Consider the following 12222-nt stretch of genomic DNA (forward strand, 5'->3'; position numbering starts at 1 on the left):
GTTACATTTTGCTCAGCAAGATGAAGCGGCTGGCTCGCAAAATTTGAACGATTGGTAATTATTCACAGAATTATTACTCCGTCTGTCGGTTCTGGCGTTGAATCACCGAGCCGTTCAGGGCTTTTCAAGCAGGAGAAGGCAACTGACTGTGTAGTCCCTTTGCCGACAAGGTAGCGAAGCAACGCGGTGGACCACTACACTCGGTCATTCTTTGATACACGGAGGTTTTGACATGCGGCGCGTGGTGTTCAATCAGAAAGGTGGTGTTGGCAAATCGAGCATTGCCTGCAATCTGGCGGCAGTCAGTGCCAGCGAGGGCTTTCGCACCTTGTTGGTGGATCTCGATGCCCAGGCCAACTCCACTCAGTACCTGACGGGGCTCACCGGTAGCGATATCCCGATGGGCATCGCCGATTTCTTCAAGCAGACGCTGTCTTCCGGGCCGTTCTCCAAAAAGAATCAGGTCGACATCTACGAAACCCCCTTCGATAACCTCCATGTTGTTACCGCCACCGCCGAGCTGGCGGACTTGCAGCCAAAGCTTGAAGCCAAGCACAAGATCAACAAGCTGCGTAAGTTGCTGGAAGAGCTGAGCGAAGACTACGACCGGATTTACCTCGATACCCCGCCAGCGCTGAATTTCTATGCGGTTTCAGCGTTGATTGCCGCCGATCGTGTGTTGATTCCCTTCGATTGCGACAGCTTTTCACGCCAGGCACTGTACGGCCTGATGGCGGAAATCGAGGAGTTGAAGGAAGACCATAACGAAGGTCTGGAAGTCGAAGGCATCGTCGTCAACCAGTTCCAGGCCCGCGCCAGCCTGCCCCAGCAAATTCTCGATGAACTGATCGCCGAAGGCCTGCCGGTGTTGCCGGTGTACCTGGCCAGCTCGGTACGCATGCGCGAATCCCACCAGGCCAACACGCCGCTGATCCATCTCGACCCGCGGCACAAGTTGACCCAGCAATTCGTTGAGCTGCACAATCTGCTGGAAAACGCCTGATCTTTCAGGCGACACAAAACCCTGTGGGAGCGGGCTTGCTCGCGAAGGCGTCGTGTCAGTCAACTTAGATGTTGAATGTAACGGCCTCTTCGCGAGCAAGCCCGCTCCCACATTGATTGTTGGTGGTTTCAGATGCCTTGGCTACGCAACCAGCTCATCAGTTGCGGTAACGGAAAGGCCCCGCTCTGCCGGGCGACTTCCCGGCCGTTCTTGAACAGGATCAGGCTCGGAATCGAGCGAATCCCCAACTGCGCCGACAACTGCTGGTTCGCCTCGCTGTCCAGTTTGGCCAGCCGACACTTGCCCGCCAGTTGCCCGGCTGCCTGCTCGAACACCGGTGCAAACGACTTGCACGGCCCGCACCAATCCGCCCACACATCCACCAACAACGGCAGATCGCCCTTGATCTGGCTGGCGTAGTCGCCTTGCTTCAACTCAAACGGTTTGCTCAGCAGGACTTCGGCCTTGCAGCGTCCGCATTTCGGGTGGTCGTTGAGGCGCTCGGCGGGAATGCGGTTGAGGCCGTTGCAGTGGGGGCAGGGTATGAGGAGTGGGTCGGTCATGACAAATCGTCCAGTCGAAAGCGAATGAGCCTTATCTGGAGACATCACTCCAGATTTTCAATTGTGCAGTGCCTCACGACGAACAACTGATCTCCAGATGCTTGCCCCATTCCGGTGGTCGCTCGGCGTAGCTCTCCATCCCCGGTTGCTCCTCGAACGGATTGCTCAGCACTGCGTGTAGCCGGCGGACTTCCGAGTAGTCGCCGCTCTGCGCCGCTTCGATAGCCTTTTGCGCCAGGTAGTTGCGCAGGATGTACAGCGGGTTGACCGCGTGCATCCGCTGGCGGCGCTGCTCTTGATCAAGCGTGCCTTCACGGGCCACCCGGGCGACGTAGAGTTCGCCCCAGGCATCAAAGCCCTTGAGGTCGACAAAGTCGTCACGCAAGCGGGTGATGGCCTGTTCCGGTGCTTCATCACCCAGGCGGCGAAAAAACAGGCTGTAGTCGACGCCGCTGTTTTGCATCAGTTGCAGCAGGTTCTCCAGCAATTTCTGGTCGTCATCCTCCGCCGTGGTCAGGCCGAGTCGGCGGCGCATCAGGTCCAGGTAATGAGCCTGGAACAGCGGCAGGTACAGGCCGAGGGTTTCGCGCAGGGCTTCGACGCTGATGAACGGCGTCAGTGCCTGGGCCAACGCGCTGAGGTTCCACTGGCCAATCGGCACCTGGTTGTTGAAGGAGTAGCGGCCCTGGTCGTCTGAGTGATTGCAGATGAAGTTGGCGTCGAAGTCGTCGAGGAAGGCGAACGGGCCGAAATCGAAGGTGATGCCCAGGATCGACATGTTGTCGGTGTTCATCACTCCGTGGCAGAAGCCATAGGCCTGCCACTTGGCAATCAGCTCGGCATTGCGCTCCACCACTTCGCGGAACATCGCCAGGTAAGGCTCCGGTTGTTCCAGGCACTGCGGGAAGTGCATGGCCAGCACGTGATCACCCAGCTCTTTCTGCTGCTCGGGGCGCTTGGTGTAGTAGAAATATTCGAAGTGCCCGAAGCGCACATGGCTCGGCGCCAGGCGCAGGACCATGGCCGCGCGCTCCTGTTTTTCACGCCACACCGGGGTATCGGAGCCGATCACGCACAGGGCGCGGGTAGTCGGGATGTTCAGGGCATTCAGGGCTTCGGAAGCGAGGAATTCGCGGATCGACGAGCGCAGTACCGCCCGGCCATCGCCCATGCGTGAAAACGGCGTCTGGCCGGCGCCCTTGAGGTGCAGGTCCCAGTGTTCGCCGGCCTCGTTGTACACCTCGCCGAGCAACAGGCCGCGACCGTCGCCCAGTTGCGGGTTGTAGGAGCCGAACTGATGCCCGGAATAGACCATCGCCCTTGGAATCGCGTCGGCCCAGAGCTTGTGGCCGCTGAACAGTTCGGCGAACTCCGGGGTTTCGGCCACGGCCGGGTCGAGGTCCAGCAACGCCATGGCGGCGGGGCTGGCCACGACCAGGCGCGGATTATCGATGGGCTCAGGCAGTACATGGGCGGAAAACGCATCGCCCAGGCGGTCGAAGCGGTTATCGAAGGTGAGTTCGTCGAGGGCTTTCAAGGGCCGGCTCCAGCAGAATGTCCGAGCATTCTGCTGGGGAAAGGCCGGTTAGTCGAGTTTGGCGGCCGGCGGTTGTTGCGACGACTTGCCGTCGACGATCGGCACGATGGTTTTCGCTTCCGGCTCGATCGGCACCATCTTGTATTCCTGGCCGTGCAGGTTCTTGAGGTAGACCTCCATCTGCCGGAACGAGATATTGATGTGCTGCTTCTTGAACTCGCGGTTGATGAAGCGGTTGACCTCGTCGAGCACCGGGTTGCGGTCGCCGAGGTCGCGCACGTGCATGCGCAACTCGTGGTCGAGGGTGCTTTCGCCGAAATTCAGGAAGTACACGTGCGGTTCCGGGTCTTTCAGCACGCGCGGGTTATCGCGTGCGGCCTTGAGCAACAGCTCTTTCACCAGGTCCAGGTCCGAGCCGTAGTCGACGCCGAGCTTGAGGGTCACCCGGGTGATGGTGTCGGTCAGCGACCAGTTGATCAGTTGCCCGGTAATGAACGTCTTGTTCGGGACGATGATGTCCTTGCGATCGAAGTCGGTGATGGTCGTGGCACGGATGCGAATCTTGCTCACCGTGCCCGACAGGTTGCCGATGGTGATGGTGTCACCGATCCGCACCGGACGTTCGAACAGGATCATGATGCCGGAAATGAAGTTGGCGAAGATTTCCTGCATGCCGAAGCCGAGGCCGACCGACAGCGCCGCTACCAGCCATTGCAACTTGTCCCAGCTTACGCCGAGGGTCGACAGCGTCGAGACAAAACCGACGCCGGCGATCACGTACGACAGCAACGTGGTGGTCGCGTAGGCGCTGCCCTGGGCAAGATTGAGCTTGGACAGCACGAACACTTCGAGCAAGCCCGGCAGGTTGCGCGCCAGCGCGAAGGTGATGCCGATGATGATCAACGCGCCAAGCATGTCGCCGATGCTGATCGGCACCATGCTCATGTTGGCGCCGGTACCGCTGGTGTATTCGTAGAGGGTGACGTTGTCCAGGTACGAGAACACCGTGATCAGGTCGGCCCAGACCCAATACAGTGCCGCCATGAAGCCGCCGAGCAGTGCCAGGCGGATCAGGCGCAGGGACTGTTCGTTGACCTTCTCGATGTCCATCGTCGGTTCTTCGATCACCGCTTCGCCATCGCCGGCCTCTTTGGCGGCCAGCCGCTTGGCCAGGGCGCGCTGGTAGGCCAGGCGCCGGGCCGCCACACTGAGGCCGCGCACGAAGGTGGCTTCGATCACCAGCCAGAACATCAGCAGGTACAGGGTGTTGATCAAACGGTCGCTGAGCTTCAGCGCGGTGTAGTAGTAGCCGAAGCACACCGCCACGAACAGCGCGACAGGCAGGGCGGTGAACAGGATCCCTACCAGTTTGCGGAACAGCGAAGCGTTTTCGTGGGTCGGGCTGCTGATGAGCAGGCGGCTGAGCAGCAAGGTCATCAAGGCGTAGCAGATCAGCACCACCGGCATGCCGAGCACGTCATCAGCCAGTGCCGCCGGTTGCAGTTCGGCAACGGCGACGACAGTCACCAGTGCCATGACCACGATGCCGAGGCGGCGGATCCATCTGCGCAGGAATTCCACCTGGGGCTTTTCCCAGCGGAAATGCAGTTCCGCCACGCCACCCGGCGCGAGGATCCGGTAGGCGGTGTAGAACACCAGCCAGGCCCCGGCCATTTGCAGCAGCGCCGCGCCCATATTGGCGTTCTGCCCACGGGCGTCGATTTGCAGGGCCAGCCCGCACAATGCGAGGCCCAGGGAAACCGGCATCGCCAGCAAAATATTGATCAGAATCGCCTGCGGCGTATGCCACTGGCTATCGCGCTTGAAGTGACCGATGTCCTGGTGAACCTTGATCAGTCGCGTGTACAGATTCTTGCGCCGCCACAGCAGCGCACCGATCAGCAGGGCCAGTGGCAGGAACAGCAGAGGGCGCTGGGTCAGGCCATCGGTCAGTTCGCTCAGGCTTGAAAGTACCGGCAGCGAATCGAGTTGCCGCTCGAGGCGATCCGGCACACTGTGAATCCACTCCAGGTCCAGCGGCTTGTTGCTGGGAATCCAGAACATCTGCTCATCGAGGGTCGCCCGCAGGCTTTGCGCGGTGCTGAGCAGTTGTTTCTGGTTCAGTTGCAGGGTGATGGATTCATTGAGCACCGCGCTCAGTTCGCGGTTCAGTCGCTCCAGCAGGTCGGCGCGGGTGGTGGCCAGTTCCATCAGGCTTTTGCGCAGCTGCGCCGTGACTTGCTCGGGGGGTTGGGTCGACAGCAGGTTTTCGACGTAGGTGGCCGGATTACTCAGCAATTCCCGCTGCTGGCTGACTTCGAACTGATACAGGCGAATGTCGGCGATCTGGTCGGCCAGGTTGCGGTCGAGCCGCAGGCGCGGCAACGCCTGTTTCTGTTTGTAGAGAATCTTCGAGAGCAGCAGGCTGCCTTTGAGCACGTTGATTTGCTCGTCCAGGGCCGAATCGCTCTGGGTCAGGCTGTCCAGCTGTTGCTTGGTCTGCAGGTTCTGCTGGGTGACTTCGTTCAGGCGGTCGGTGCTTTTGAGCAGGTAGTCCGAGAGCTTCAGGTTGGCCGCGCTTTCGGTGGCCAAAAGGCTGCTGCCGCCGGCTTTCTGCGCTTCGATGGATTGCTGGGTGACCGTTTCCTGGGACAACGCCAGACGCTTCTGGTTGATCAGGGTTTGCAGTTCCTGGATTTCCCGATCCAGGCGGTCGGACCGCTCCGACAACAGGTCATGCTGGCTGCTGCCGAGGTCCTGCAATTGGGTATTGCCGGCCAGCTCCTGGCGCCGCAGCGGGATCAGCGCGTTCAGCGCTGCAAGCTCGGCATTGAGCTGGTCGCGCTGCTCGGGGCTCAGGGTCTTGCCGGCGTCCTTGCCGTTCTTGAGGATGGTGTTGATCTGCTGAATGCGCGTCTGGCTGCTGGAGATCTCCGCCTGGGCGCGCTCGGGGCGGGTCTGGGCGGTGATGATCAGGCTGTTGGCATCGGCCAGGGCTTTTTGCAGGTCGCTTTGCTGGGTGGAACGCTCGGTGAGCAATTGTTCCAGCTGCTGGATCGGTTCCTTGGCGAAACGCTGCGCCACCGGCACCACGGAACTGGCCTTGAGGCGGGTCAGTTCACGCTGGTTCTCGATGGTCTGTTTGGGTGCACTGCTCAATTGCTGCTTGAGCGCGACCAGCTTCTGCTCGTAGTCACGCTTGTTGTTGAGCTGGCTCAGCGTGCCTTGCAGGACGGATTGCAGGGCCTTCTGATCGGCTTCCGGCAGTTTGCGGTCGGCAATCTTGTCCAGGCTCGATTGCACGGCTTCGCTGGAAGGCGGTTCGGCCGCTTGCAAAGTACTGACAGAGAGACTCAAACCTAGCAGGGCGATGGCGAAAATGGAGCGCAGATTAGGCATAAAGACCGGTCAAGCAAGTGATAGTGGAAGCAGTTTAGAGGAAGAGTCCGGGACCCGGGCGACTTCCTTCGGGGAATCTGACGCCCACTTTACCGATCTTGTTCCCGTCCATGACAGCCACGGTCCAAATGGTGTTGTTCCATTCCACCTGGTCACCCACCACCGGCGCGCCGCCGACCTTCTGGGCAATGAAGTGGGCCAGGGACATGTCCGGATCGATGCCTTCGACCTTCAGGCCATACAGGGCCGCAACTGCGGCCAGCTGGGCGTCTCCTTCGAGTACGAAGTCGCCGAAGAAGCGCAGATCGAGGCCCCGTTGTGGCGCCTGGCTGAAGAGTTTTCCGAGGGCCGGCAGGTTGTGTTCATGGCCGATGACACAGAGCAAATCATCGACTTCGAGCACCGTACTACCCGACGGATGGAGCAATTGTTGGCCGCGAAACAGGGCGGCGATACGGGTGCCTTCGGGCATTTTCAGCTCGCGCAGGGGCGAACCGATGCACCATTTTTCCGCGCCGAGGCGATAGACGAACAGCTCCCACTCGCTGGTGACGTGCACTTCCAGGGCCGAGCGGGAGATGGGTGCAGGCTCCGGGGGCACCGTCACCTTCAGCAGCTTGGCGACCCACGGCAGGCTCGTGCCCTGAACCAGCAGCGACACCAGCACGATAAAGAACGCGAGGTTGAAGTACAGCTGGGCGTTGGGCAGGCCGGCCATCAGCGGGAACACCGCGAGAATGATCGGGACCGCGCCGCGCAAGCCGACCCAGGAGATGAACGTTTTCTCGCGACCATGGAATGCCTTGAACGGCAGCAAGCCGACCATCACCGACAGTGGCCGGGCAAACAGAATCATCCACAGCGCCAGGGCCAGTGCCGGTAAGGCAATTGGCAGCAGATCGTGAGGCGTCACCAGCAGCCCCAGCACCAGGAACATGCCGATCTGCGCCAGCCAGGCCATGCCGTCGAGCATGTGCAGGATGCCGTGGCGGCTGCGCACCGGACGGTTGCCGATCACCAGGCCGCAGATGTACACCGCCAGGAAGCCGCTGCCGTGCAGGGCGTTGGTCAGGGCAAAGACGACCAACCCGCCAGCGATGACCAGAATCGGATACAAACCGGTGGCCAGATTGATGCGATTGACCAGTTGCAGCATCAGCCAGCCACCGCCCAGGCCGATGACGCCACCGATACCGAACTCGCGGATCAGATGTGTCAGCAGGCTCCAGTGCAGGCCGGTCTGGCCGCTGGCGAGCATGTCGATCAGGGTGACGGTGAGGAACACCGCCATCGGGTCGTTGCTGCCGGATTCGATTTCAAGGCTGGCGGTTACCCGCTCGTTCAGGCCTTTGCCACCCAATAGCGAGAACACCGCCGCGGCGTCGGTGGAGCCGACGATGGCGCCGATCAGCAGGCCCTGAATCAGGTTCAAGTCGAACAGCCACGCGGCCGCCATGCCGGTCAGCCCGGTGGTAATCAGTACCCCGACCGTGGCCAGGGACAACGCCGGCCATAACGCCACGCGGAAACTCGACACCCGGGTGCGCAAGCCGCCGTCGAGCAGGATCACTGCCAGTGCGAGGTTGCCGACCAGATAAGCCGTGGGGTAGTTATCAAAAAGAATGCCGGCGCCATCGACACCGGCCGCCATGCCGACGGCCAGGATGATCACCAGAATCGGGATGCCGAGACGGGACGACAGTGAGCTCACCAGAATGCTCGCACCTACCAGCAACGCGCCGATCAAGAACAGGCTGTTGATGGTCGTCGCATTCAAAGGCAGTACTCCAGAAAGCTGAAAGGCGGGCGCAAACTGACCATGCAGTCTGCGTGCCAGCGATTCTAACCTGTTGAATTGCGTCGCTGTCAAAAAAGGTTTTGAGGGCGCCTGCTCAGGTGCTGTCTCTTGATTGGCTTACTGTTGCGTCGATGAAGGCTCCATTCGAGCGGGATATAGTTTTTCCACCCAGGATTTAATTTGAGTTGGATTTCTAATTGGCGATAGTCAATAGTTTTTCAAGAATGAAGCGATTGTCTTGCTGGATCTTTGAGTCCGCTTTTGATAAGTGTTGGCAGGTTGTTTTCTACGATGTGTCAGGACCATCCAGAATCGACGATATCTCCCAGGCGTACGAGGCCTGTCACCGAAATGACCATCATTGATTTAGCGCTTTGACTTTTTACGAGAATATTGCTCTGGTTGTTGTGAGGTAAGTAATCCAGAAATGCATCGCCTGGGTTCTTGAATTCAGAGATGTCCGAAAGATTAAAATTCAAAGAGCCAACTCCAGCATTTTTTAGGGCTGTTGACATGTCGATGCGGTCTTTACCTGTTTCGAAGTTAGAGATGTATTGAGATTTTCTGGATCCTTCGAGAAATTCGACGATGCCATAGGTGACGCCGCCTCTATCGTTTGGTGTCAAGGTAATGCCAGGGCTTGTTGCGGTAGCAGTGTGCTGTGGAGCGGGGTCTGCAGTTACTAAAGTAGGAGGGGTGAAGTTTTTTTGATTGTCTATCATGATGAATCAACTCTCGTTGGGTATGTAAATAAAGTTTTTTTGATGATTTTTTAGTTTGATCCGCTATCCGGCGGTGAATAAATTATTCCATAGTCTGAATTGTCATTGCGAGCGCGGGTTTTATTCGAGGTGTTTCTTGGTTGTTTTATTGTGTTAGTGGGTGGTGTGAATGCTTATTTAAGTTTGTCGGGGCTTGTCTGAAGTGTGGAGTTCTTCAGTGTGCTATTTTATTTATATTGAATTGGCGTTGTGGCGTCGAATAGAGGTAAGTTGGATGGGGTGAAATGAGGGTGTGGGTATATTTATTGATTTCGTTGTCCGCCGTGGCGTCCCGTTCGATTTTATTGTTCTGCCGGGTCAGAGAGGCCAAATGGAGGGAGGCGGAAATCCGCAGCAGGGGTATCGCACAAACGTCACGGCGACGAAGTGCAGGAACCAGATCGGCCAATCACAGTCTCTACAGTTCGCGAGAAAGGTCACTCGTCAGCAAAATCAAGGCTTTGCGCCTGTATAACCCTGGCATCCAGGGTGACTTTTCTTTATCGTACGCGCCCTTTGAAAAAGCCCGGAAAATCAAAATGTTGGAAGCATCCCTAAGCCAATTGGAACAACTGGTCAGCGACCTGGTGCAACAGAACCAGAACCTGACCGCGGAACTGGCCCAGGCCAAAGATGAAAACGAAAGCCTGCAACTGAGCCTGATGGAACACGAAGAGAAGCAAGGCGCCACGGCGGCTCGCATCCAGGCCCTGGTTGAGCGCGTCAGCGCAGGCCCTGTCAGCGCATGAGTTACAACGCCGCAGGGGTAAAAGTCGTCTCGATCCTGGGGGAGGACTATTCGATCAAGGCACCGGTCGGGGAAGAACAAACCCTGCTGGACGCCGCGATGATGTTGAAGGCAGCCCTGGCCGAAACCAAGAGGAAGTACCCGACGCTGATCGGTGACCGACTGCTGGTGCTGGCGGCGATGAATCTGTGCTCCCAGCAGATCGAAATGCAGAAACAGCACAAGCTCGACCTCGACCGTTACCAAGAGCAAGTCAGCGCCACGGTTGAAGTGATCTCCAAGACGATCAATCAGGCCTGATCGGCTTTGCGCACAACCAAAGAATAGATTGTCGGTTGGTTTGTATACAATCGGCACGGCTGTTGCAGTGTTTCAGCCTCTTATTCTTTGGGGGTGCTCCATGCAGTTCTGGCGACGCAGTATTCAATGGCAGTTGATCCTGAGTATGGGCACCGCCCTGCTCGTCAGTATCCTGATCGTGGTTGGCATTTATACCCTGGTGGTCAACCGCCTCGCCCAGAGCTATCTGGTCGAGCAAGCCTTGCCGTCGAGCATCGAAGCGATGCGCAACGACATCGAACGGATCCTCGTTCAACCCCTCACCGCCGCCAAGGACATCGCCAGCAACAGCATGGTGCGCGACTGGTTGGCCGGGGGTGAAGACAGTGCCCAGGCTGGCACGTTTACTACCTATCTCGAAGGTGTTCGCGCCGAGCACAAGGCCTTTACCGCGATTATTGTCGGCACTGCGTCCAACCATTATTTCACCGAAAAAGGCCTGGATCGGACCCTCAGTCGTTCCAATCCGAAAGACGCCTGGTTCTACTCCTTTCTCGACAGCAACCAGCCGCGCACCCTCAATATCGACAATGACACGGCGACCGGAGAATTGGCGCTTTTCATCGACTTCAAAGTCGAGCAGGCCGGTAAAGTCGTGGGTGTTGCCGGGCTTGGCCTGAGCATGAAAGAGCTGTCGGAGCTGATTCACAACTTCAACTTTGGGGAGCGTGGCAAGGTCTATCTCGTGCGTTCCGACGGTTTGATCCAGGTTCATCCCGAGGCGCAATTCAGTGGCAAACGCAACCTTACGGAGCAAATAGGCGCTGCGGCGGCACAATCGGTGATGAGTCAAAAAGCTGCCACCAGCAGCGGCTTCCAGCGTGACGGCGAAGACTTCCTCGCGTTAAGCCTGCCATTGCGCGATCTCGGCTGGACCCTGGTGGCCGAAGTGCCGCAATCACAGATCTACGCCGAAGCCCGCCGCGCCATGTGGATGAGCAGTGGCATCGGCCTGGCGGTGGCGATTGTGTGTCTGCTGCTGGTGGTGTTGTTGGCCCGTGGGTTGGTACGACCGATTCGTCAGGTAACAGCGGCACTGGTTGCCATCGGTAGCGGTGGTGGAGATTTGACCCGACGGTTAGATTCCAGTCGCGCCGATGAGCTGGGCGATCTGGCTCGCGGTTTCAATCGGTTCCTGGATAGCCAGCGCGACATGATCGGCGAAGTGCTGACCACCAGCGAACGTTTGCGCACGGCTGTGGGGCAAGTGGCCAGAGTTGTGGACAACACCGCTGAACGCTCCGGCCGCCAGCAGGAAATGACCGACATGGTGGCCACTGCTGTCCATGAAATGGGCCTGACTGTTCAGGAAATCGCCCAGAACGCCGGTAATGCGGCGGTCGCATCGCAAACGGCTCGGGATGAGGCGATGCAGGCACGGGAAGCGGTGGGTGGCTCGATCCGGCATATTGAAAGCATGTCCGACGAAATCGGTGTCGCCGCCAGCGCTGTGGGTGAATTGGCGCATCAGGTGGCGTCGATCGATCAGGTGCTGGCGGTGATCCGCGGGATTTCCGAGCAGACCAATCTGTTGGCGCTCAATGCCGCCATCGAAGCGGCGCGGGCCGGGGACATGGGCCGTGGGTTTGCCGTGGTTGCCGATGAAGTGCGCACCCTGGCGCGACGTACGCAATCGTCCACCGATGAAATCCAGCAGATGATCGGCAGCCTCAAGCAAGGTGCGGAAAACGCGGTGTCGTCGATGCATTCCGGGCAAGCCGCGACGGGCACGGGTGTCGAGTCGAGCCAGCGTACCGGCGCCTCGTTGACTGCGATTACCGGGCAGGTTGAGCGCATCAGCGACATGAACCATCAGGTAGCGACGGCGACGGAAGAGCAATCGGTGGTTACCGAAGAGATCAATCGCAATGTTCAGGGCATTTCCGATCTGGCTCGGGCGACGGCGGGGGAGGTCAGGGCCTGTCGGGATGATTGCCAGACGTTGCAGCGGTTGGCGGATGATCTGGCGCGGCAGATGGGTGGGTTCAAGTTGGGGTGATGTGGCGTCTGTGCGGACGCCTTCGCGAGCAAGCCCGCTCCCACACTGATTCAGGGTGCTCACCTATTATGTGCT

Annotated in this window: 10 protein-coding genes and 1 pseudogene; 5 read left to right on the forward strand and 6 right to left on the reverse strand. The window is 58.9% G+C overall.

Translation table 11 applies throughout. The annotated features are described in order from the left end of the window. Positions 1-232 precede the first annotated feature (232 nt). Positions 233-1003 carry a ParA family protein gene (locus AC3IT9_RS02250; protein WP_116262928.1) on the forward strand — a complete coding sequence of 257 codons (771 nt, stop codon included), beginning with the start codon at positions 233-235 and terminating at the stop codon, positions 1001-1003. A 128-nt stretch (positions 1004-1131) separates the two neighbouring features. On the opposite strand, the gene trxC is transcribed toward AC3IT9_RS02250, so the two are convergent. From trxC to AC3IT9_RS02280, 6 genes are all read right to left on the reverse strand, one after another. Next, positions 1132-1566: a thioredoxin TrxC gene (gene trxC, locus AC3IT9_RS02255; RefSeq protein ID WP_077432334.1), complete on the reverse strand. Its 435-nt coding sequence runs from the start codon at positions 1564-1566 to the stop codon at positions 1132-1134. Positions 1567-1639: 73 nt separating this feature from the next. Continuing rightward, entirely contained in the window at positions 1640-3103 is a 1464-nt protein-coding gene (gene selO, locus AC3IT9_RS02260; protein WP_353741952.1) for a protein adenylyltransferase SelO, read from the reverse strand. A gap of 48 nt (positions 3104-3151) precedes the next feature. Continuing rightward, positions 3152-6502 carry a mechanosensitive channel MscK gene (gene mscK, locus AC3IT9_RS02265; protein ID WP_489271888.1) on the reverse strand — a complete coding sequence of 1117 codons (3351 nt, stop codon included), beginning with the start codon at positions 6500-6502 and terminating at the stop codon, positions 3152-3154. Positions 6503-6536: 34 nt separating this feature from the next. Next, positions 6537-8279, reverse strand: coding sequence for a potassium/proton antiporter (locus AC3IT9_RS02270; RefSeq protein WP_489271889.1), 1743 nt, complete (start codon positions 8277-8279; stop codon positions 6537-6539). A 317-nt stretch (positions 8280-8596) separates the two neighbouring features. Continuing rightward, the gene (locus AC3IT9_RS02275) at positions 8597-9022 is read right to left on the reverse strand and encodes a M10 family metallopeptidase C-terminal domain-containing protein (protein WP_150754765.1); all 426 of its coding nucleotides are present in this window, start codon (positions 9020-9022) and stop codon (positions 8597-8599) included. A gap of 214 nt (positions 9023-9236) precedes the next feature. Continuing rightward, the gene (locus AC3IT9_RS02280) at positions 9237-9470 is read right to left on the reverse strand and encodes a hypothetical protein (protein ID WP_489271891.1); all 234 of its coding nucleotides are present in this window, start codon (positions 9468-9470) and stop codon (positions 9237-9239) included. Between the two features lie 130 nt (positions 9471-9600). Between AC3IT9_RS02280 and AC3IT9_RS02285 the strand changes: the two genes are divergently transcribed. From AC3IT9_RS02285 to AC3IT9_RS02300, 4 genes and pseudogenes are all read left to right on the forward strand, one after another. Then, positions 9601-9810, forward strand: coding sequence for a hypothetical protein (locus AC3IT9_RS02285; protein ID WP_095943263.1), 210 nt, complete (start codon positions 9601-9603; stop codon positions 9808-9810). Then, the gene (locus tag AC3IT9_RS02290) at positions 9807-10109 is read left to right on the forward strand and encodes a cell division protein ZapA (RefSeq protein WP_353741955.1); all 303 of its coding nucleotides are present in this window, start codon (positions 9807-9809) and stop codon (positions 10107-10109) included. The genes AC3IT9_RS02285 and AC3IT9_RS02290 overlap by 4 nt, the downstream gene beginning before the upstream one ends. A 145-nt stretch (positions 10110-10254) precedes the next feature. Beyond that, a pseudogene (locus AC3IT9_RS02295) lies at positions 10255-11283 on the forward strand (HAMP domain-containing protein); the annotation flags it as partial. Between the two features lie 132 nt (positions 11284-11415). Beyond that, entirely contained in the window at positions 11416-12147 is a 732-nt protein-coding gene (locus tag AC3IT9_RS02300; protein ID WP_489273475.1) for a methyl-accepting chemotaxis protein, read from the forward strand. Positions 12148-12222: the final 75 nt, after the last annotated feature.

It is taken from the genome of Pseudomonas sp. KH_046_1, from assembly GCF_057839025.1.